The sequence below is a fragment of the Phytopseudomonas flavescens genome (assembly GCF_900100535.1).
GTDB classification, from domain to species: domain Bacteria; phylum Pseudomonadota; class Gammaproteobacteria; order Pseudomonadales; family Pseudomonadaceae; genus Aquipseudomonas; species Aquipseudomonas flavescens.
Genome location: NZ_FNDG01000016.1, coordinates 87,280 through 110,047 on the forward strand (window position 1 = coordinate 87,280; position 22,768 = coordinate 110,047).

17 protein-coding genes are annotated in these 22,768 nt (G+C 64.5%); 16 read left to right on the top strand and 1 reads right to left on the bottom strand.

All coding sequences use genetic code 11. The features are described 5' to 3' along the window. Window positions 1-144: 144 nt before the first annotated feature. On the bottom strand, window positions 145-1,464 hold the full coding sequence (locus tag BLR94_RS19170; RefSeq protein WP_084307573.1) for an LLM class flavin-dependent oxidoreductase: 1,320 nt from the start codon (window positions 1,462-1,464) through the stop codon (window positions 145-147). 207 nt (window positions 1,465-1,671) lie between these two features. On the opposite strand from BLR94_RS19170, the gene BLR94_RS19175 reads away from it, so the two are divergent. The 16 genes from BLR94_RS19175 (at window position 1,672) to BLR94_RS19250 (ending at window position 22,765) form a co-directional block, all read left to right on the top strand. After that, on the top strand, window positions 1,672-3,264 hold the full coding sequence (locus BLR94_RS19175) for an FAD-dependent oxidoreductase (RefSeq protein ID WP_084307572.1): 1,593 nt from the start codon (window positions 1,672-1,674) through the stop codon (window positions 3,262-3,264). Further along, a complete protein-coding gene (locus tag BLR94_RS19180; RefSeq protein WP_084307571.1) occupies window positions 3,261-3,623 on the top strand; it encodes a 4Fe-4S dicluster domain-containing protein in 363 nt (120 codons plus the stop codon). The genes BLR94_RS19175 and BLR94_RS19180 overlap by 4 nt, the downstream gene beginning before the upstream one ends. Before the next feature lie 13 nt (window positions 3,624-3,636). Beyond that, window positions 3,637-4,620 carry an ABC transporter substrate-binding protein gene (locus tag BLR94_RS19185; RefSeq protein ID WP_084307570.1) on the top strand — a complete coding sequence of 328 codons (984 nt, stop codon included), beginning with the start codon at window positions 3,637-3,639 and terminating at the stop codon, window positions 4,618-4,620. Window positions 4,621-4,639: 19 nt separating this feature from the next. Continuing rightward, complete coding sequence (locus BLR94_RS19190) at window positions 4,640-5,974, top strand: LLM class flavin-dependent oxidoreductase (protein ID WP_084307569.1); 1,335 nt, start codon at window positions 4,640-4,642, stop codon at window positions 5,972-5,974. Continuing rightward, window positions 5,971-6,657, top strand: coding sequence for a peroxiredoxin-like family protein (locus BLR94_RS19195; protein ID WP_084307568.1), 687 nt, complete (start codon window positions 5,971-5,973; stop codon window positions 6,655-6,657). The genes BLR94_RS19190 and BLR94_RS19195 overlap by 4 nt, the downstream gene beginning before the upstream one ends. A 154-nt stretch (window positions 6,658-6,811) precedes the next feature. Further along, a complete protein-coding gene (locus BLR94_RS19200) occupies window positions 6,812-9,364 on the top strand; it encodes a TonB-dependent receptor plug domain-containing protein (protein WP_084307567.1) in 2,553 nt (850 codons plus the stop codon). An 18-nt stretch (window positions 9,365-9,382) separates the two neighbouring features. After that, the gene (locus BLR94_RS19205; RefSeq protein ID WP_084307566.1) at window positions 9,383-10,243 is read left to right on the top strand and encodes a TauD/TfdA dioxygenase family protein; all 861 of its coding nucleotides are present in this window, start codon (window positions 9,383-9,385) and stop codon (window positions 10,241-10,243) included. Further along, window positions 10,243-11,577, top strand: a complete 1,335-nt coding sequence (locus tag BLR94_RS19210; protein ID WP_167359782.1) for an LLM class flavin-dependent oxidoreductase — start codon at window positions 10,243-10,245, stop codon at window positions 11,575-11,577. The genes BLR94_RS19205 and BLR94_RS19210 overlap by 1 nt, the downstream gene beginning before the upstream one ends. 131 nt (window positions 11,578-11,708) lie before the next feature. After that, window positions 11,709-12,815, top strand: coding sequence for an LLM class flavin-dependent oxidoreductase (locus BLR94_RS19215; protein WP_084307565.1), 1,107 nt, complete (start codon window positions 11,709-11,711; stop codon window positions 12,813-12,815). Between the two features lie 15 nt (window positions 12,816-12,830). Next, window positions 12,831-14,027, top strand: a complete 1,197-nt coding sequence (locus tag BLR94_RS19220; protein ID WP_084307564.1) for an alpha-hydroxy acid oxidase — start codon at window positions 12,831-12,833, stop codon at window positions 14,025-14,027. Window positions 14,028-14,108: 81 nt separating this feature from the next. Next, window positions 14,109-15,467, top strand: coding sequence for an LLM class flavin-dependent oxidoreductase (locus tag BLR94_RS19225; protein WP_084307563.1), 1,359 nt, complete (start codon window positions 14,109-14,111; stop codon window positions 15,465-15,467). A gap of 68 nt (window positions 15,468-15,535) precedes the next feature. Continuing rightward, a complete protein-coding gene (locus tag BLR94_RS19230; RefSeq protein ID WP_084307562.1) occupies window positions 15,536-16,447 on the top strand; it encodes a tetratricopeptide repeat protein in 912 nt (303 codons plus the stop codon). Window positions 16,448-16,821: 374 nt separating this feature from the next. Then, window positions 16,822-17,658, top strand: coding sequence for a class II aldolase/adducin family protein (locus BLR94_RS19235; RefSeq protein ID WP_084307561.1), 837 nt, complete (start codon window positions 16,822-16,824; stop codon window positions 17,656-17,658). Window positions 17,659-17,673: 15 nt separating this feature from the next. Further along, window positions 17,674-18,642, top strand: a complete 969-nt coding sequence (locus BLR94_RS19240; RefSeq protein ID WP_084307560.1) for an ABC transporter substrate-binding protein — start codon at window positions 17,674-17,676, stop codon at window positions 18,640-18,642. Window positions 18,643-18,942: 300 nt separating this feature from the next. After that, a complete protein-coding gene (locus BLR94_RS19245) occupies window positions 18,943-21,387 on the top strand; it encodes a TonB-dependent receptor plug domain-containing protein (RefSeq protein ID WP_084307559.1) in 2,445 nt (814 codons plus the stop codon). Window positions 21,388-21,436: 49 nt separating this feature from the next. Then, window positions 21,437-22,765 (top strand): LLM class flavin-dependent oxidoreductase, encoded by a 1,329-nt coding sequence (locus tag BLR94_RS19250; protein WP_084307558.1) that lies wholly within the window; start codon window positions 21,437-21,439, stop codon window positions 22,763-22,765. The last annotated feature ends 3 nt before the right edge of the window (window positions 22,766-22,768 follow it).

Here is a 22,768-nt window from a genome sequence, read left to right on the forward strand (position 1 = left end):
CGGCCCCTTCGCCCCGGGCAGCGCTGGCTCGACGTGTTGCTGCAACCTTTCGCCCCAGGTCCACAGTGGTATGGGTAACGCTCTTTCTCGTCGATCGGCGGCCTGCAACCGTCCACGGACGGCGTTCCAGCCACCGTGGCATTTCTAGGGATTGCGGGGAATACGCAGTCCCAGGCTCTCACGCAAGGTGCTGCCTTCGTACTCGCGGCGATAGACCCCGCGCTCCTGCAGGATCGGCACCACCTCTTCGGTGAAGCGCCTGAACTGCTCCGGGTGGCCGATGTAGAGGTTGAAGCCATCCAGCGCCCGGGCCTCGAACCAGCGGATCATTTCGTTGGCCACGGTTTCGGCACAGCCGACGAAGCCGTTGGGCCTGAGTGTCAGGCCATTGGCTACCGCCTGGCGTAGCGTCCAGCCCTTGCTCACGGCCAAGTCGGTGGCGGCCTTGGCGGCGGTGTAGAAGCTGCTGCGGGCGTACTCCAGGGCCTCGACCGGAAACGGTGCATCGAGGTCGTACTGGCGGAAGTCATGCCAGCCGAAGGAGCGACCGAACTCGGCCAGGGCCTGGTCGAAACTATGGTCGACGTCGTGGTAATGCCGCTCGATCTCGCGAGCCTGCTCGTCGCTGTCGCCGATGTAGATCTGCGCGCCCGGCAGGATGATGATCGCGTCCGGGTCGCGACCCTGGCGCTGGGCCCGCGCCTTGATGTCGCGGTAGAAGGCCTGGCCCTTCTCCACGCTCGGCGCATGGGTGAACACTACATCGGCGATGCCTGCGCCCAGATCGCGACCCTGTCGGGAGTCGCCTGCCTGAAAGATCACCGGCTGGCCCTGGGGCGAGCGCTGGATGTTCAGCGGCCCCACCACCGAGAAATGCTCGCCCTTGTGGTGCAGCGCATGCAGCTTGCTGCGGTCGAGGAACTGACCGGTTTCGCGGTCCCGGGGCAGCGCATCGTCCTCGTAGGACTGCCACAGTTTCTGCACCACCTGCACGTGTTCGAGGGCACGGCCGTAGCGGGTGTCGTAATCGTAATGCTCGTCACGGCCATAGTTGCCTGCGGTCCCCGCATCGCCACTGGTGACCACGTTCCAGCCGGCGCGCCCCTTGCTGATCAGATCCAGCGAGGCCAGCCGGCGGGCGACGTTGAACGGCTCGTTGTAGGAGGTGGTCAGGGTGCCGACCAGGCCGATATGGCGGGTCGTCACGGCCAGTGCCGAAAGCAGCGTCAGGGGCTCCAGACGGTTGAGATAATGGGGCGGCGAGTCCGCTGTGATGAACTGGCTGTCGACAATGAAGATCAGATCGAACAGCGCCGCCTCGGCCTGCCGGGCGAGGTCGATGAACCAGTCGATGTTCACGCTGGCATCCGCGGGAATCGCCGGATCGTGCCAGAGGTTATGTCGCCCCGGCCCGCCGACGCCCATGGGCACCGCACCGAGCTTTATCTGTCGTTTGCTACTCATACAGCCCATCCAAAAAGCCTTTTCACAGCCCTTATTAAATACTTATTACTGATATTTAAAAACATATTAGATAAGTAAATTACATAATTAGCTTAGAACCAGAAAGACTTTCACAGCAATTCCTTAGAGGGATAAGGTCAATCCCAGACCGACCCCTGTCCTGGTGGAGGCCGTCTTCCACGACCTGCACCAGGAGTCTGCGCTGCCATGACCACCCGCCCTCCATTACTGCTGTCTGCCGACGTGCTGGTCATCGGCGGCGGTCTCGCGGGAACCTGGGCGGCGGTGGCTGCAGCCCGTGAGGGTGTGCGGGTGGTACTGGCGGAAAAAGGCTTTTGCGGCACCAGCGGGGTGACAGCCACCGCCGGTCCTGGCCACTGGTGGGTTGCGCCGGAGCAGCGCCAGGCAGCCATCGACAAGCGCGTGGCGAGCGCCGCCGGGCTGGGCGATCCACACTGGATGGCGCGAATTCTCGAGACCACCTGGCACACCCTGCCGAGCCTCGACCGGCTCTATCACTTCCCCCGCAACGAGCAGGGAGAGAAGCAGTACCGCGCGCTGCGTGGCCCGGAATACATGGGTGCCATGCGTCAGTTGGCGGTCGAGCACGGTGTCACCCTGCTCGACCACAGCCCGGCCCTGGAACTGCTGAAGAACGACGCCGGCGAGCTGGCCGGCGCCCGTGGCCTGCAACGCCAGCAGCAGCGTGACTGGCAGGTGCAGGCACCTGCCGTGGTGCTGAGCACCGGCGGTTGTGCCTTCCATTCGCGACTGCTGGGCAGCCAGAACAATACCGGTGACGGCTACCTGATGGGCGTTGAAGCGGGTGCCGAGCTGTCAGGCATGGAGTTCTCCAGCTATTACTGCATCGCCCCGGCGAACAGCACCATGACCCGCTCGATGGTCTATACCTTCGGCCGCTATTTCGATGCTGGCGGCCGTGAACTGGCCATCGCCCAGGGCCCGGATTTCAACCTGTCATTGGCGCGCGCCTTGCTCGAAGGGCCGGTGTACTGCCGGCTCGACCGCATTCCCGACGATATCCGCAAGCGCCTGCCCTATGTGCAGCCGAACCTCATGCTGCCGTTCGACCGCAGCGGTATCGACCCGTATCGCGACAGGTTCCCGGTCACCCTGCACGGCGAAGGCACGGTACGTGGCGTCGGCGGCCTGCGCCTGATCGACGAACACTGCCAGACCCGCCTGCCCGGCCTCTTCGCAGCCGGTGATGCGGCGAGCCGCGAGGCAGTCACCGGGGCCATCTCCGGGGGTGGCGCGGTGAACTCGTCCTGGGCGCTGTCCAGCGGGCAATGGGCCGGGCGTGGCGCCGCACGCCACGCCCGTCAGCACCCGGCCGGCACCGTACGGACTCACGGCATCGCCCGGGTCGGCCTGTTGCCGGTAGGCGCGCAGCGGGATGACAGCGCCGCGCTGATCCGCACCGTGCAGGACGAAATGCACCCTTATGACAAGAACCTGTTCCGCAACGGCGAGCAGTTGCAGCGCTCGCTCGATGCACTGGACAACGCCTGGGATCGCCTGCGCGAGCAGAGCCGTACCCGCGATACCCCTGCACGGCTGCGCTGGCGAGAAACCGCGGCGATGCTCGCCACCGCCCGCTGGTGTTACGGCAGCGCCCTGGCCCGCAAGGAAAGCCGCGGCATGCATCAGCGCAGCGACGCGCCCGGGCAATCGGCGGACTTCGACGTGCACCTGCACAGCGGCGGTCTGGATGCGCCCTGGGTGCGCCGCAGTGGGCTCAGCGAACGCAGCGACACCCGCAGCGGAGCGACAGCATGATCGCACTGATCCTCAGTGACCGCTGCGACGGCTGCAGCCGTTGCGTGGCCGCCTGCCCCAGCGACGTGCTGGCGGTCGGCAGTGACGGCAAGCCGGTCATCGCCCGTCAGGCGGACTGCCAGACCTGCTTCATGTGCGAGCTGTATTGCAGCAGCGACGCCCTCTACGTGCACCCCGACAGCGAACAGGCGGTCACCCTCGACGCTGAGCAGGTCCGCACCAGCGGCCTGCTCGGCCAATACCGCCGCGACTCCGGCTGGGACGAATGGGCTGGCGATCCACGCTACGCCAACCAGCACTGGCGCATGGAAGAAATCTTCGGCCTGGCCCGCAGCCTGGCCACAGCCAACGACATTTGAGAGGAGACACCCCATGTTGATCCGCACCCTTATCGCCGCCGTCCTGGGCAGCAGCCTGCTGATGGGTAGCTACGCCAGCGCCGCCGACCTCGAACCGCTACGCGTCGCCAATCAGAAATCCGGCATCAAGTTGCTGCTGCAGGCTGCCGGTGAACTCGACGACGTGCCCTACCGCATCGACTTCTCCGAATTCCCCGCAGCGGCGCCACTGGGCGAAGCGCTGAACGCTGGCGCCGTCGACATCGGTGGTCTGGGCGATGCCCCTTACGTGTTCGCGCTGGGTGCCGGGGCGCCGCTCAAGGTGGTGGAAATCATCAAGCGCGATGGTCGTTACACCACCTCGATTCTGGTGCCCAAGGACTCGCCACTGAAAACCGTGGCCGATCTCAAGGGCCAGCGCATCGTCACCAACCGGGGCTCGATCGGCCACTTCCTGGTCATCCGGGCGTTGCGCGAAGCCGGTCTGAAAACCTCCGACGTGACCTTCGTCAACCTGCTGCCCACCGATGCCCGCAGCGCCCTGGAAAGCGGTGCCGCGGATGCCTGGTCGACCTGGGACCCCTACACCACTATCGCCATCACCCAGAACGGCGCACGCATCCTGCGTGACAGCGACGACCTGCTGACCAACCACTTCTACCTGGCTGCCACCCAGGACGCCGTAGACGGCAAACGCGTGCAGCTCGAGGACTTTGTCAAACGTGTCGAGCGCGCCTTCCTGTGGGCCAACGACCATCACCAGGCCTATGCAGAGGCCCAGGCTCGGGTCACCGGCCTGCCGGTCGCGGTGCACCTGGAGTCGGTCAAGGAAACCACCCACTCCCGCACCGAGATCACCGACAAGGTGATCAGCGACCTGCAGCAGGTCTCGGACATCTACCTCGAAGAAGGCGTGCTGAGCCGCGCCGTGGACGTATCCCAGGGTTTCGATCCGAGTTTCAACGCTGCCCGTGCCGAGCAGCCGGGCAAGGCGGTTGCCCAGGCGCAACCTCAGTAAATCGACAGGAGCATTTTCCATGAGCAAACGACAGATCAAACTTGGCGCGATGATTCACGGCGTCGGCCACGGCTGGGGCGAGTGGCGCCATCCGAACGCACTGGCCGATGCCAGCGTCAATTTCGGCTTCTACAAGCAGCAGGCACAGCTGGCCGAAGGCGCCAAGTTCGACTTCGCCTTCATCGCCGACAGCCTGCACATTCACGCCAAATCCAGCCCCCACTACCTCAACCGCTTCGAGCCGCTGACCGTCCTCTCGGCGCTGGCGGCGGTCACCGAGCACATCGGCCTGGTGGCCACCGTGACGGTGAGCTACACCGAGCCGTTCCAGGTCGCACGCCAGTTCGCCTCCCTGGATCACATCAGCGGTGGGCGTGCCGGCTGGAACGTGGTCACCTCCTGGCTCTCCGGCACCGCCGACAACTTCGGCAAGGCCGAGCACCCGCCACACGCCACGCGCTACCGCATCGCCCGGGAGCACGTGAACGTGGTCAAGGGGTTGTGGGATTCCTGGGAAGACGACGCCTTCACCCGCGACAAGCAGAGCGGCGAATTCTTCGACCCGGAAAAACTCCATGCCCTCAATCACCAGGGCGAGTTCTTCAAGGTCAAGGGCCCACTGAACATCCAGCGTTCGCGCCAGGGCCAACCACTGATCTTCCAGGCAGGCACCTCCGAGGATGGCCGCAACTTCGCCGCGCAGAACGCCGATGCGATCTTCGTCAGCCCGGAATCCTTCAGCGAGGCCCGTGCCTATTACGCGGACCTCAAGCAGCGTGCGGCCAAGGCCGGCCGCAATCCGGACGAGCTGTTCATCCTGCCGGGCATCCGCCCGATCATCGGCCGCGATGCCGAAGAGGTGGAAAGCCGTTACCAGCAGGCCGTCGAACTGGTGAGCATCGAGGATGCCATCGTCGCCCTGGGGCGCCCGTTCAACGATTACGACTTTTCCAAGCACGATCTCGACGCGCCCTTCCCCGACCTTGGTGACCTGGGCAGCAACAGCCAGAAAGGCGGCTCCGACCGCATCAAGCAGCAGGCCCGCGAAGAGAACCTGACCCTGCGCGAAGTCGCCCTGCACTTCTCGCGCCCACGCCGCGATTTCGTCGGCACCCCGGAAGAAGTCGCCAACACCCTGCAGGACTGGTTCGAGGACGGCGCCGCCGACGGTTTCATCGTCAACTCGCTGCTGCCTGACGGCCTGGCCTACTTCACCGAGCACGTGGTGCCGCTGCTGCAAGCCCGCGGCCTGCTGCGCCGTGAATACGAGGGCAATACCCTGCGTGACAACTTCGGCCTGGCCGTACCCACCAACCGCAACACGCTGCAACGCGCACAAGGAGAAGTGGCATGAGCGATTCCCTGAACGATCTGCTGGCAGAACTGCACGCCGAGCGCGAGCGCACCTGGGCCCCCGAGGCGCTGAAGGTCAATATCGAGCAACGCCAGAAGTTGGTGGACGAGGCGCGTCACGACGCCTTCATCAAGGTCGGCGACAACGTCGCCTCCTTCGAACTGGAGAACGTCGACGGCAGCACCCTGAGCCTCGAGAGCCTGGTCGCCGATGGCCCGGCGGTGCTGGTGTTCTTTCGCTTCGCCGGATGCCCGGCCTGCAATATCGCCATCCCCTACTACGAGCGCAACCTGCAGCCGGCGTTGCGCCAGCGCGGGGTACCGCTGGTAGCCGTCAGCCCGCAGGTGCCGGAGCGCCTGGTGGAGATCCGCGACAGGCATCGGTTGACCCTGCAGGTCGCCAGCGACAGGGACAACGCCCTGGCCCGGCGTTTCGGCATTCTCTACGAATTCGACGAGCCGTCGCGCCAGGCCGCACTCAGCAAGGGCCCGGGTATCGGCGCCGTGACCGGTACCGGCACCTGGGAGCTGCCGCAACCGACCGTGGTGGTGATCGGCAGCGACCGTCGCGTGCACTTCGCCGAGGTCAGCCCCGACTGGCTGATCCGCAGCGAGGCGCAACCGATCATCGATGCGGTGGATGAGGTGCTTGGGGTCACCGACAAGGTGGCGAGAAGCGCCTGATGTAGTTCGTAGGGTGGACCGGGGCGCGTAGCCAACGCGAAGCTTGTCCACCGCTCTGCATGGCCCATGGTGGACAAAAAGAGCGTTGTCCACCCTACAAAAACCGAAGCCGCCCTACAACACGGCTCTTTCTCTCTAAAAAAGGATGCGGCCCATGCACGCGCCAGGATTCGTTCGTCCCGAAAAACGCCTGCCTTATGCCCTGTCGCTGCTCTGCCTGGCGTTACCCGGGGCGGCCTGGGCCGCGGAAAAGGACACGGCCCTCGGTACGGTTTCGGTGATATCCACCGGCAACCGCAGCAATACCCTGACCGTGGCCGACAGCCCCTCGCCGATCGACATCATCAGCGGCGAGCAGATCCGCAAGACCGGCAAGGCCAGCCTGCGTGAGGCCCTGGGTCGCATCGTGCCGTCGTTCAGCGCGCCCGCCCAGGCCGGTGGCGGCACTTCGTCGTCGGTACGGCCGGTGTCGATCCGTGGCCTGAGTGGCGATCACCTGCTGGTGCTGGTCAACGGCAAGCGTCGCCACAACACGGCGGTCTACAACAACTTCGCGCGTATCGCCAGCGGCAGCGTGCCGGTGGATCTCGATCTGGTCCCCACCTCGGCCATCGAGCGCATCGAGCTGCTGCGCGACGGCGCCTCGGCGCAGTACGGCTCGGACGCCATCGCCGGGGTACTGAACATCATCCTCAAGAGTCAGGACAATGGCGGCAGCGCCAGCGTGACCAGCGGCCAACAGGAAGACAAACCCGGCGACCTGACCCAGACCGGACTCAATGGCGGCTTCGCGCTTGGCGACAACGGCGGCTTCTTCAACAGTTCGCTGGATATTCGCCTGCAGGGCCCCTCCTATGCGGCCGGCGATGCCCAGGGCGCCTGGTACTACCCGGTGCAAGGCGGTCAGTCGGTGCCGTTCGGCACCCCCGGTGCACAGCCTGACCCACGCGAGGGCTCGGTGGATCGGTTGCTGGAAAAGGGGTATGGCCGGTCCAACCGCGACAAGGTCTACAACCTCTCCTACAACGCAGAACTGCCGCTGCGTGACGATCTGACGCTGTACTCGTTCGCCACCTACAGCGACCGGGAAATCGTCGACACCCGTGGCAGCTTCCGCGCCACCAGCCTGGCGTCGATACCCGAGATCTACCCGGATGGATTTCATGCCCAGCGCCTGATCGACGAGCGCGACTTCCAGGTGGCATTTGGCGGCAAGGGCGACCTGGCCGGCTGGGCCTATGACCTGAGCACCACCTACGGCAAGGACGACGTGCGCCTGGGGGCACAGAACACGCTGAATGCCTCCCTGGGTCCGGCAAGCAAGACCTCGTTCTACCTGGGCGCGCTGGAGTTCGAGCAGTGGACCAGCAACCTCGATATCACCCGGCCTTTCGACATCGGCCTGCCGAAACCGCTGCAACTGTCGGCCGGCATCGAGCATCGCTGGGAAAAGTACCTGCAGACCGAAGGCGAACCCGACTCGTACCGCGACGGCGGCTATGTCTACCCGGTTGGCCACCCGCGTGCCGGGCAACGACCCAGCGCCGGCCTGCAGTCGTTCACCGGCACGTCGGTGGCCGATGCCGGCTCGCTGGACCGTGACAGCTACGCCGTCTACCTCGACGCCGGCAGCAACCTGACCGAGCGCTGGTACACCAGCGCCGCCGTGCGCTTCGAGCACTACGACGACAGTTCCGGCAACACCGCCAGCGGCAAGCTCTCGACCCGTTACGAGCTGGCCCCGGGATTGGCCTTGCGCGGTACCTTCAACACCGGTTTTCGCGCGCCCTCGCTGGCTCAGAAGACCTTTTCCGTCACCCAGAACACCGCCGTGCGGCTGCCGGACGGCAGCTATCAGTTGCTGCTGGCGCGTTACCTGCCGCCTGGCAGCACCGCGGCCCAGGCATTGGGCGGCCAGGATCTGGAACCGGAAAAATCGACCAATTTCAGCGTGGGCATCTCCTGGGAACCGACGCGCAACGCGCGCATCACGCTCGACGCCTACCGCATCGAGATCAAGGACCGCATCGTCAAGAGCGAGATCATCCGCGACAGCGGCTCTTCCACGGTGATCCGCGACACCCTCGCCTCGCTCGGCATCAACGACCTGTACTCGGCGCAATACAACATGAACGGCGTCGACACTCGCACCGACGGCGTCGATCTGGTCAGCGAACTGAACAGCGATTACGGGCGCTTCGGCCAGGTGCGCTGGTCGGCGCTGTACAGCTACAACCACACGACCCTTCGCGACATCAAGCAGAACGGCACGGTCAGCAATCTGCTCGGCAGCGACTACGTGATCTTCGGCCATCAGGCACAGACCGACCTGACCCGCGGAACGCCACGCGACAAACTGGTTTTCGGCAGCAATTGGCGCATTGGCGACTTCATCACCGATGTGCAACTGACCCGCTACGGCACGTACACCGAAGCGGGCATCAGTGCAGCAGCCGACCGCGAGTTCGGCGCCCGCTGGATCACCGACCTCGACCTGACCTACCTGGTCAACGACAACCTCTCCGCCTCCATCGGCGCCAACAACCTGTTCGGCATACGCCCGGACAAGCAGACCGCCAACCCCAGCGTCACCGGGCTGGGTGCAGCGAACCCCAGCGAGATCAACAACCCGGATGAATACGGCAGCTTCAGCCCCTACGGGCTAAACGGCGCGTTCTATTACGCGCGCCTTTCCTACGACTGGTAACGACAAGAGGACAGCCCCATGCCCGCAGAGAACGTCGTCGCGCTCACCGAAACGCTCGTGGTCACGCCACTGGAGCCCACCGTGGGCGCCGAGATAAGCGGCATCGACCTGAGCAAGCCACTCAACGCGCGACAGCGTGACGAAATTCACGGGCTGCTGCTGCGCCACAAGGTGATTTTCTTCCGCGACCAGCACATCAGCAGCGAACAGCAGATCGCCTTCGCCAGCCAGTTCGGCGAGCTGTACGTGCACCCCACCACCCGCCAGGAAGACCGCAACAAACCCCAGGCCCACCTGATTCTCGCCAGCCAGGCCAAGGAGGCTTATGGCGACGCACGCAAGGGTCGCTGGCACACCGATACCAGCTGGATGCTCAAGCCAACCTGGGGCGCGGTGCTGCGTGCGGTAGCGCTGCCGGAGCTGGGTGGCGACACCGTGTGGGCAGATGCCGGCCTGGTCTACCGCGGCCTTTCGGATGAACTGAAAGCGCGTATCGACAACCTCTACGTCACCCACAATTTCAAATCGTCGCTGGACAGGGTCGGCTACAGCTACCCGATCCTCGCCCATCCGCTGGTGCGCACCCATCCGCAAACCGGCGAAGACGCACTGTTCATCAACTTCTCGATGTCGCCACAGGTGATCGGCTGGTCCGTCGAGGACAGCCGCGCGCTGGTCGCCGAACTGCTCAGGGAAGTCGGCAATCCGGAATATCAGCTGCGCTTCAAATGGACGCCAGGCACCGTGGCGTTCTGGGACAACCGCGCGCTGCTGCATTACCCGGTCTACAACTACGGTGACGTCGACCGGGTGATGGAACGGGTGCTGATCACCGACGACGACATCCCCCACCGCGTGCGCGCGCAGGTGGCCGGTTGATGGCCCGGCAACTGCACCTGGCGCTGTTCGTCAGCCATGCCGGCAGCCACCTTGCGGGCTGGCGCCTGCCTGAAGCGGAAGTCGGCAATGCGCTGGACATCCGCTATTACCAGCGCCTGGCCGAACAGGCCGAAGCCGCCAAACTGGACATGCTGTTCGTGGCCGACAAGCTGGCCCTGGACGATATCCATGGCGGCGCCTTCGATGCCGCCGTGACCTGGCGACCGAGCGGTTCGCCCGAACCCCTGGCGCTGCTCTCGGCGCTCAGCGTGCTGACCACGCGCATCGGCCTGGGCGCGACCATCTCCACCAGCTACCACCAGCCTTATCATGTGGCCCGGCAGTTCGCCACCCTGGATCATTTCAGCGCTGGCCGCGCGGCCTGGAATGCGGTGACCTCGGTGAACGACGGCGAGGCCCGCAACTTCGGTCTGGATGAGCATCTCGGCCACGCCGAGCGCTACACCAAGGCCAGCGAGTTTCTCGATGTGGTGCGCACTCTCTGGGACACCTGGGAAAACGATGCCCTGCTGGTCGACAAGGCCAGCGGCCGCTATGCCGATGCCAGCAAGCTGCATTACGCCAACCACCGGGGCGACTGGTTCAAGGTACGTGGCCCGCTCAATCTGCCGCGCCCGCCCCAGGGGCACCCGGTGCTGATCCAGGCCGGCGTGTCGCCGGCCTTTCAGTCGCTGGCGGCGCGCAACGCCGAAGTGGTCTTCCCGGTGCAGTCGACGCTGGAAAAGGCCAGAGCGTTCTACCGCGAATTCAAGGAGCAGGTGGTCGCCGCCGGCCGCCAGCCCGATGACGTCAAGGTGCTGCCCGGCCTCTACCCGATCATCGCCGACAGCGATGAACAGGCCCACGCCCTGGCCGCCGAGCTGGACGAGCGGATCCTGCCCATCGCCGGCCTGGCATTCATGTCGGCGAGCATGAACTACGACCTGGCCAGGCACGACCCCAAGGCGCCGGTGCCGGATATCCGCGCGCACATCCGCGGTAGCAAGGGGCGCTTCGACGTGGTGATCGGCAATGCCATCGAAGCCGGCTGGACGCTCGAACAGCTGGGCCGCTGGTACGCATCGAGCCTGGCGTTCGCCAAGTTCATCGGTTCACCGCAGACGGTCGCCGAGCAGATCCAGCAGTGGTTCGAACTGGAGGCTGCGGACGGTTTCGTGGTGATGCCGCCCTACATGCCAGGCGGCGCCGAGCGCTTTCTCGATCAGGTGGTGCCCGAGCTGCAGCGGCGTGGAATCTTCCGTATCGACTACCAGGGCAGCACCCTGCGCGAGCACCTCGGATTGCGCACCCCGGTTAATAGATTTAGAAAATAACATAAGCATATTTTTATACGTTCTTTGCATGTTCAAAAAGCCTTTCCTAGTATCCGTCCATTGCCTTGACGTGCATCCAGAGGCCGCGCCAATCAACGCGGCACCCACCGAACAGACAGGAGTTCCGCGCAATGAGTCTCGAATTTATCGGCCTGATCGGCCCGCAGGAAGGCAGTGAATCGCAAGCGGCCCGTGGCCCCGCCGTCGACATCGAGTTCATCAAGGCATTCGCCCAGGCTCAGGAGTACGGTGGCTTCGACAAGGCGCTGCTGGCGGTCAACACCAGCGCGGCGGATTCGATGATTCTGGCCAGCTATGTCGCCGCCGTGACCGACAGGCTCGGCCTGCTGGTCGCGCACCGCCCGGGCTTCCAGGCGCCAACCTTCGCCGCCCGGCAGTTCGCCACCCTCGACCACCTCAGCCGTGGCCGTGCCTCGATCAACGTGATCACCGGTGGCGACAGCGGTGACCTGCAGCGCGATGGTGACTTCCTCGACAAGGACGCCCGCTATGCGCGCACCGAGGAGTATCTGGATATCTTGCGCAAGGTCTGGACGAGCACCGAGCCCTTCGATCATCAGGGCGAGCACTACCGTATCGAAGACAATCTGACGCTGGTCAAGCCGGTCCAGAAGCCTCACGTCCCGGTCTACTTTTCCGGCGCATCCGACGCTGCGGTGGAAGTCGCCGCCAAGCACGCCGACGTGTACATGATGTGGGGCGAGCCACTGGAACAGGTCCGCGAGCGCATCGCCAAGGTGCGCAAGGCCGCGGCCAAATACGGCCGCGAAAAGCATATCCGCTTCAGCCTGTCGCTACGGCCGATCCTCGGTGCCACCGAAGATGAAGCCTGGGCCCGCGCCGAGCGCATCCTGGCCGATGCCCGTGAACTGATTCATCTGCGCCAGGGCAAACGTCGCGACAAGAACTTCGGCACCAGCAACTCGGGCTCTTCACGGCTGGTCGAGCTGGCGAGCCAACGCAAGGTGCACGACAAGCGCCTGTGGACCGAGATCGCCGCCCTGAGCGGCGGCGCCGGCAACTCCACCTCGCTGGTGGGCACACCGGATCAGGTCGCCGATGCCGCACTGGACTACTACAACGCGGGCATCACCACCTTTCTGTTCCGTGGCTTCGAGCAACTGCGCGATGCGGCGGAATACGGCCAGGATCTGCTGCCACGCATTCGCGCCCTGGTCGAGCAGCAAGGCAGTGCGAAGAAAGTCCAGAACGCCTGAGCAGGAATCACCACGATGCCGCCAAGCAGACGCGACACCCTGGGGATGCTCACTGGAGGTGCCGCCCTGTTGGCGGCACAGTCGGCACTGGGCTCCGAGCACTCGCCACTCAAAGAAAGCCCACGCCGCATGAAAGAATCATCGACTCCCCGGCAAGCGCCGAAAACCTACAACCTTTTGGAACTGGAAGCGCTCGCATCAGAGGTCATTCCTCGCCCGGCCTTCGATTACATCGCACGGGGCGCCGGTGACGAGCAGACCTTGCGGGAGAACCGCACGGCATTCTCCCGAGCCTTCCTCGACCAGCGCATCCTGACCGGCAAGACGGTCAAGAGCCTGGAGACGAAAATCCTCGGCAGCCCACTGCGTGCACCTGTCGTAGTGTCCGCGATGGCAGCGCACGGTCTGGCGCACCCATCGGCAGAATCCGGCACGGCAAAAGGCGCCGCTGCTTATGGAACACTGCTGGGTGTCAGCACCGTCTCGACCCAGAACCTCGAGCAAGTTGCCTCGGCAAGCAACGGTGACAAGTGGTTCCAGTGCTACCTGACGCGCGACAGCGGCTTCAACCGCGAACTGCTGCAGCGCGCGCACGCTGCGGGTTACAAAGCCATCGTCCTGACTGCAGACGTGACGGTCGGCGGTAATCGCGAGCAGGACCGGCGCAATAACCTGCGCATGCCAACCCCCGGCAACTTTCTAGATACCAGTAATCGACCTCGTAAGATCGAGTTCGCATTCGACAGCAGTATCGGCCTGGACAGCCTGGATTTCGTGCGCCAGCACAGTGGTGGTCTGCCGTTGATCGTCAAGGGCGTGACCACCCCGGCAGATGCCCGCTCGGTTCTGCAACACGGTGTCGATGCCATCCAGGTTTCCAACCACGGTGGCCGCCAGCTGGACGGCTCCCCGGCAGCGTTCGACTCATTGCAGCGAGTGGCCGCCGAGGTAAAGGGTCGCGTACCGCTCATCTTCGACAGCGGCATCCGGCGCGGCCTCGATGTGTTCAAGGCCATCGCCGCCGGCGCTGATCTGGTCGCAGTCGGTCGTCCTGTGCTCTACGGCCTGGCCCTCAATGGCTCGCAAGGGGTGCAGTGGGTGCTCGAACAGCTCGAGCAGGAACTGCGCATCGTCATGCAACTTTCCGGCGCCGCCACGCTTGCCGACATCCGCACCACGCCATTGCTGCACAAGCCGTTTTACGACGCATGAAGCGCAGCGCTGAGCGACTGCGCCAGCGCTATGCACCGTGTTAACCCTCACTCGCGACTGGCATGGCCAGGGGATAACAGCATGACTCAACGACAACTGCATTTCGGCGCCATTCTCACGGGCGTCGGCACCAGCCAGCAGGAATGGCTGAACCCGGAGATTCCCGGCAACGCCAGCATCGACATCGACTGGTACAGGCAGCAGGCACGCGCTGCCGAGGCGGCCAGGTTCGATTTCGTGTTCATCGTCGACAGCCCCTACATCACGCCGGAGTCGGCACCGCATTTTCTCAATCGCCTGGAGCCTCTGACTCTGCTCTCCGCCTTGGCCGGCGCCACCGAGCGGATCGGCCTGGTGGCCACCCTGACCACCTCCTACACCGAACCCTTCAACGTTGCACGCCAGTTCGCCTCGCTGGACCAGATCAGCCATGGCCGCGCCGGCTGGAACGTGGTGACCACCGGCCTGGAGGGTGCGGCAGGCAACTTTGGCCGCGAGCGGCATATCGACCACGGCGAGCGTTACCGCCGTGCCCACGAGCACGTTGCGGTAGTACAGGGTTTGTGGGACTCATACGAGGACGATGCCTTCCCACGCGACAAGGCCAGCAGGCGCTTTCTCGACCCGGCCAAGCAGCACCGCCTGGATCATCAGGGCGAGTTCTTTTCGGTTACCGGCCCCCTGAACATCTCCCGCTCGCCCCAGGGGCAGCCGGTGATCTTCCAGGCGGGCGTGTCCGAATCCGGCCGCGGCCTGGCTGCCGCCATCGCCGAAGGCATCTTCGCTGGCGTGGACAACTTCGAGGATGCCCGCGAGTACTATGCGGACATCAAGCGCCGTACCGCCGAAGCCGGGCGCAACCCCGATCATGTGCTGCTGTTCCCGGGTATCGAGCCGATCATCGCCGACACCGACGAGCAGGCCCAGGCCATCGAGCGTGAGCGCAAGGGCGAGTTGGACCTGCACAAGGCCCTGGTGCAGTTGGGCCGCCCGTTCAACTACCACGATTTCAGCCAATACGAGCTGGACGCGCCCTTCCCCGATCTCGGCGACCTGGGCAGCAACGGCTATCGCGGCCACGCCGAACGCATCAAGCGCGTGGCCCGTGAACAGCACCTGACACTGCGCCAGACCGCGCTGCGCTTCGGCCAGCCCTACTCCAGCTTCGTCGGTTCGCCACTCACGGTGGCCAACGAAATAGAGCGCTGGTTCCGCGAAGGTGCCGTGGACGGTTTCAATATCCACGTTGGCGCTCCCAGCGAATTCGCCCGTTTCACCGGCGAAGTACTGCCTATCCTGCGTGAGCGTGGTCTGTTCCGTGCCGATTACACCGCGCGCACGCTGCGTGGCCACCTGGGGTTGCCGGTACCTGGCAACCGCCATGCCGACAAGCAGACCGGCGCCCCGCGATCCGCCCCCGCGCGTGCGTTGCCGGCTTAGGGTCAGATTCGGGCGCAAAGGCCTGTCATGCCTCTATACTCGCCAGCCCCTTTGCGAGAAGAATCCGCATGTTCTACGCGCTCATCGTCGCACTCGTCGTGGTGCCGGTCATCCTCCTGTGGAGGTCGAGGCACTCGGCGCCAACCGAGACCATCTCGGCTGCACACGCTCGCCTGGTCGAACTCGACGCGCAGCTCATGGATCCCCATGGCGTGTTCAGTATCAGCGAAACGCTGGCCGAGCTCGACGACCTCGAGAACCAGCTTCCTGGCGACGCCGCAGCAGACCGCGGGCACCTGCTCTACCTGCGCAGCTTCGTGTTGCACCGCGCCGGACGCCCCTGGGAGTCGCTGCCCATGGGGCTCGAGGCACTGCGCATCGACGACGCCCGGGCCTTTCTGTCGCCGCAACAGCGCGGGCCATTCGCGCACAGCCTGGCCACCCAGGCCCAGGACCTCGGCGAATGGAGCACGGCCATCGACACCTACGGCGCGGCGCTCGTGCTGCTTGACGCCGACCCCGACATGAGCGAGGCCCAGCGCCTGGGGGTGCGCAAACGGCTGGCCTACTGCCTGCACGAAGCCCAGCGTTACACCGAGGCGCTGGAGATCAACAGCGAGGTACTGGCAGGCGCCGAGCGGCTGGTGGGTAGCCACGACGACAGGCTGCTCCCGGTGATCACCAACCTGGCCCAGAACACCCATGCACTCGGACAGTTGCACAGCGCTCGCACCTTTCTCGAGCGCAGGCTGGAGATCGCGCACCGGCACGATATTGCCGACGAGGTGGACGATAGCCTGTTCCAGCTCGGCGTACTCGCCTTCGAATCGGGCAACGCCGAGGAGGCCGAAGCCTTCATGACGCGTCGACTCGAGCAGGCGTCGGCGAGCGGCGACGAACAGCGCCTCGCCCAGGCACGGGAAGACTTCGACGCTCTTTATCAGAAGTTGGGTCGCCAGGCGGCCGGGCCGTCGCGCTGAGCAATGCGCCCACGGCGCAGAAGCCAACCGACGGTTTCGCGCCCGTGGGCGCAGAAAAGCCTGCCGCCACCACGGCACCCTCGCCTTCCAGGCACAACCAATACATTAATTAAAATTATAAAACTACAAAAAGATAATTAATTAAAAGAATAATATATTTAGATCGAAATAGTATTTATCAAGCCAGTTTAATTTCCGTAGATTTTAATCATTCCGACCCCTCACCCGGTGGAGGCTATCGACACGCATGACGCGAGCGAGGAAGTCGGATACCCGGTTGCACGCTGCACTTCCCGTCATGTCCCCGTGTTCGATAGATGGCGGGACGTTGAACGATCGACGTCTCATCACCCGATCGCGCCGAGACCAGCGAAATGACCAGCAGAGAGCAATTCCCGCCCATCCACAGCATCCGTTCGCTGCCCCACGCCAACAATCGGCTGCTGTCTACCGAGGTGCCCGGACAACTCGATCCACAGGCCGAACGCCTGCACCGCAAGCAGCGCCTGGCAGCCTCGTACCGGCTGTTCGCCGAGCTGGGTTTCGAAGTGGGAGTGGCCGGGCATTTCACGGCCCGCGACCCGATCGAAACCGACCATTACTGGATCAACCCGCTGGGTGTAGCGTTCTCGCAGATTCGTGTTTCCGACCTGCTGCGGGTCGATGGCGCAGGCCAGGTGGTAGAAGGCGACGGCCTGCTCAACACCAGCGCGCTGGATCTGCACCACGAGCTGCAGCGGGCACGCCCCGAGGTGGTCGGCATCGCCCACCTGCATGGCTTTCATGGCCGCGTCTGGTCATCGTTCGGACGCCTGTTCGAGCCGATCACCGCCGAGTCGTCGGCCTTCATCGATGATCAGGTGATCTTCGCACGCAATGCCCTGCGCAGTGCCGATGGAGCGCTGGCGCAGGATCGCCAGATCGTCACCCGGTCATTCGTCGAGCACTTCGCCGCGAATAACCTGCTGGTGTGGCAGAACCATGGCCTGTGGGCCACCGGCGAAACCGTCGAGAGCGCCGCGTGGCGCTTCATCCAGGCGGATGACAGCGCCCGGGCACACCTGCTGGCCTATGCCGCCGGGCAACCGGTGGTGCCAGAAATCGACCCTGCCGACCGCGCCCCCAAGGCACGCCGGGAGTTCTTCGCCTGGGTGAACTTCCTGCCGCTGTGGGATCGCATCATCCGCCAGCAACCAGACCTTCTGGATTGAGCGGGAAGCCAGCACATGCCTACCATCAACCGTCGCTCCCTGCTGCGCAATGGCGCCATTCTGACTGCCGGCGGGCTGCTACCCGGCTGGGCTGCAGCCGATGACAGCCAGCCGCTGCGGGTCTGGCGCTACAAGGGCACCATCGCCTATTTCCTCGACGATGCCGGTCAGGCACAGGCGCCCTATCCTCTGGAATGGGTCGATATCGCCGGTGGCAACCTGGTGCTCGAAGCACTGACCAGCAACAGCCTCGACTATGCCTTCATGAGCGAAGTCCCGCCGATCTTCGCCAGCATCGCCAAGGCTCCGCTGGCCCTGATCGCCAGCTACAGCGGCGACAACAACAAGACCGGCATCGTGGTGAAGAGGAACAGTGGTATTGCCCAGGTCAGCGACCTCCGTGGCAAACGTATCAGCTACGTGCGTGCCACCAACACGCACTATCTGGTACTCAACATGCTGCGCCAGAACGGCCTGGCGCTGTCCGATGTACAGGCCATCCCGCTACCGGCCCAGGACGGCCTGAGTGCCTTCCAGAACGGCCATATCGATGCACTGGTGACCGGTGGCATCAGCGCGATTCATGCCGAGGCCAACCTCGACGGCGTATTGCTGCAAAGCGCCGAGGGCTATTACTCGGGCAACTACCTGATCTCCACGACCCGAACCGCCTTGGCCAAACCCGGTAAACGGGCAGCCATCGGTGATTTTCTGCTGCGTGAAAAAGCCGCCTGGGACTGGATCGAGAGCCACCCCGAACAGTGGGCATTGCGCAGTGAAACGCTCACCGGCATTCCCCGGGAGCTCTATTTGCAGCAATTCGAACAACGCAGCCAGCCGGCGCGAGTAAGGCCCGTGGACGATGCGGCCATAGAGGCCCAGCAGCAAGTTGCCGATGTGTTCTACGAGAGCGGCCTGATACGTCAGAAAGTCGATGTCCGCCCACTGTGGGACAAACAGTTCAGCGAACTATTGAGCGGCTGAACATGAATAACGAACCCCACTCAACAGCATGAAAGAGCACCTGTTCTAACGATACCGAGCCACCCGTCAGACACAACTTCCCATTCATTGAACGGCAACGCGTCAACGTTGCCGCGACGGCGCCCTGCTGCCTGCAAACGGCAACTGACAGCGCGCCAGTACGTGCACGAGAAGTATCAGGCAAGACCCTCAGGGCAAACCCGGGATTGTCTCCATCAGGACGAACACACCGTGCAGCGCAAAGCACGAATACCGGGCTCTCAGACGCCTGAACAATTATCGAGAATGAGGGGCAAACGGATGAAATCCGCATTGAATTACCCTGTGCTGTCATTGGCGCCCGCCCTGCTGGCCGGCTACCTGATCAGCCCGGCCGCTGCCGTCGCCGCACAGACCGACGACAAGCTGGATACGGTGATCGTCACCGGCTCGCGCGGCAGCGAAGCACGCACGGTGACCACCAGCCCGGCGCCGATCGACGTGATCGACAGCAGCCAACTGGAAAAGACCGGCTCCAGCAGCCTGCGCACCGCGCTGCAGAAGACCCTGCCTTCGTTTTCCCAGCGTCCCTCGGGGCCGTCCAACGACAGCATTGCCCGCCCCTACAGCCTGCGCGGCCTCAATGGCTCGAACGTGCTGGTGCTGGTCAACGGCAAGCGGCGCCACAACAGCTCGGTGATCAACCTCGATTCCACCGCGGCCTACGGCACCAACCCGGTGGATCTCGACCTGATCCCGATCAGCGCCATCCAGCGCATCGAGGTGCTGCGCGACGGCGCCTCGGCGCAGTATGGCTCGGACGCCATCGCCGGCGTGATCAACATCATCCTCAAGCAGCAGGACAATGGCGGCTCGCTGAGCACCCAGTACGGGCAGTACTACAAAGGCGACGGCGACACGCTCAGCCAGACCCTCAACAAGGGCCTGGCCATCGGCAGCGAGGGCGGTTTCCTCAACCTGTCGCTGGACGCCAAGTCGCAGCAGACGGCGGTGCGCTCCCAGGAGGCCACCGGCAACCTGTACTTCCCCGGCGACGCGCGCAACGACACGACCAGTCGCCATGTGCAGCGCAACGGGCTACCCAAGATCAAGGGCTTCAACCTGGCCTACAACGCCGAACTACCGCTCGGCGACAACCTTTCGCTGTATTCCTTTTCCACCTTCAGCCAGCGTGACGCCCGTGGTGGGCAGAACTTCCGCCGGGCGAACTCGACCAATATCATCCCCGAGATCTACCCGGACGGAACCGCACCCTTCTACACCCTGGAGGAAACCGACTACCAGGTCGCGGCTGGCGCCCGTGGCCTGCTGGCCGACTGGTCGTGGGACCTGAGTTCCACCTTCGGCCGCGCCGAGGGCCAGGCCGGCGCCGACGAAACCCTCAACGCCTCACTCGGCCCGGCCAGCCCGACGCGTTTCGACACCTACAGCAACCTGTTCGACCAGTGGACCAGCAACCTCGACCTGAGCCGCCCGTTCGAGGTCGGTCTGACCGCGCCGCTGCAGGTCTCCTGGGGCCTGGAACATCGCCATGAGCGCTACAAGACCGAATCCGACGACGTGCTGTCATGGATCAACGGCGGCTACGTCTACCCCAGTGGGCCGCTGGCCGGCCAGCCGGCAGCGGTCGGCGCCCAGGGCGCCATCACCCTGACCCCGGAAGACGCGGGGCAGAATTCGCGCAACAGCTACGCCGCTTATGTGGATCTGGGTTTCGAGCCGACCGACAAGCTGTTCCTCGGCGTCGCCGGACGCTTCGAGAAATACGACGACAGCGCCGGCAACACCACCAGCGGCAAGCTCTCGGCCCGCTACGCGTTCACCCCGGCCTTCGCCCTGCGCGGCACCCTGAGCAATGGCTTCCGCGCCCCCTCGCTGTCGCAGTCCACCTATGCCCAGACCGCCAACCAGTACACCAGCGTGAATGGCGTGGCGCAGTTCGTCGAGGCCAAGACGGTGCGGGTCGACTCGCCCCTAGCCCGCGCCCTCGGCGCGGAGGACCTGAAACCGGAAAAATCGCGCAACATCAGCCTCGGCCTCAGCTGGCAACCGCTGCCCCAGGCCAGCGTCACCCTGGACGCCTACCAGATCGAGATCCGCGACCGCATCGCCCTGACCGGTTTTCTCTTCGGCGACGGCGTCGACGATATCCTGCTGGCCAACGGCTACCGGGAAGGCTACCGCCTGAAATACTTCACCAACGCCGCCGACACCACCACCCGCGGCCTGGATCTGGTCGCCGACTACCGCGTCGACCATGGCCGCTACGGGCGCGTCAAATACGGCCTGGGCTTCAACTACAACAAGACCGAACTGGACGGTATCAAGCAGACCCCGGCCGCCCTCAGCGCAGTGGGCAGCGACCTGCAACTGTTCGACCGGGTGGCCCAGGGCTACCTCACCGCGGCCAACCCGAAGACCAAACTGATCCTCAGCGCCGACTGGCAGATCGACCGCTTCACCGTGAACGCCAGCGTGACCCGTTACGACAAGGTCGTCGCCCGGGACGCCAGCCCGCAGTACGACGTGACCTACGGCGCCAAGTGGCTGACCGATGTGGAAGTGACCTACGCGGCAAGCGACGCGCTGGACATCTCGGTCGGCGCCAACAACCTGTTCGACGTGCGCGCCGACGACAACGCCTTCCCCAACGGCGACATCAACGGTTTCCCGCGTTTCGGCAGCATCTCGCCGTTCAACCCCTATGGCGGCTACTGGTACACCCGCCTCGCCTACAACTTCTGACCCCTTGATCGCCTCCGGCTCAGCTGGAGGCCAACCCGTGGAAAATGCCATGAGCACAGCAGACAAGAAGATCATTCTCGGCGCCTTCGTACCCGGCGTGTTGAGCGGTTCGGCCTGGCGCCTGCCGGAAGCGCCGAAAGACACCTTTCTGGACTTCGACCATTACCGCTACATCGCCGAGAAGCTGGAAGCCGGGCGCTTCCATTCACTGTTCTTCAACGACACGGTCAAGGTCGACCTCGACCCGGGCCTGGAGAAAGGCGCCAACAGCGTGCGCTGGGATCCGTTGATCCTGGCCCCGGCCCTGGCCCTGGTGACCCGGCACATCGGCCTGATCGCCACCGGCAGCACCACCTACAACGAGCCCTACAACCTGGCACGCAAATACGCGTCGCTGGATCACATCAGCAAGGGCCGGGCGGGCTGGAACCTGGTGACCTCGCTGGGCGGTGGCGAGAACTTCAATCGCGCCGAGCACAGCCAGTACGGTGATCGTCACGAGCGCGCCGAAGAGTTCTTCGACGTGATCAGCGGTCTGTGGGACAGTTGGGGCGAAGACGCCTTCGTGCAGGACAAGGCATCCGGCACCTGGCTGGACCTCGACAAGCTGCATGTGCTCGACCACCAGGGCAAGCACTTCCAGGTCAAGGGACCACTCAACGTGGCCAGGCCGATCCAGGGTCACCCGGTGATCGCCCAGGCGGGCTCCTCGGAGGCTGGCATCCGCCTCGGCGCCCGGGTTGGCGAACTGATCTTCACCGCCCAGCAGACGGTCGAGGAAAGCCTGGCGTTCTACCGCACCATCAAGGATCTGGCGGCAACCGAGTTCGGTCGCTCGGCCGAGCAGCTCATCGTACTGCCGGGCATTTCGCCGGTGGTCGGCAAGACCCTGGCCGAGGCCGAAGCCAAGTACGAGCGCCTGCAGGAGTTGCTCGACCCGAAATCCTTCCTCAGCCGCATCTCGCGTTTCGCCAGCCTGGATTACGACCTCTCCGAACTGCCCTTCGACGAGGTGGTGCCCCTGCCGCCCGAGCAGTTCAGCACCGACAGCCACCCCAGCCGGCAGAAGCTGGTCTACGACCTGATCCGTCGCGAACGGCCGACGGTTCGCCAACTGTTCAACAAACTCACTGCAGGCGGCCATCGCGTGCTGCTCGGCACCCCGCAGAGCATCGCCGATGACCTGCAGCACTGGTTCGACAGTGGCGCCGCCGACGGTTTCAACGTGATGTTCTCCGGCCTGCACGCCGGCATCGACGATTTCGTCGACGGTGTCGTACCCGAGCTGCAGCGCCGCGGCGTGTTCCAGCGTGAATACACCGGCACCACCCTGCGCGAAAACCTCGGCTTGCCCTATCGGCAGAACCGCCACCGCTGACCT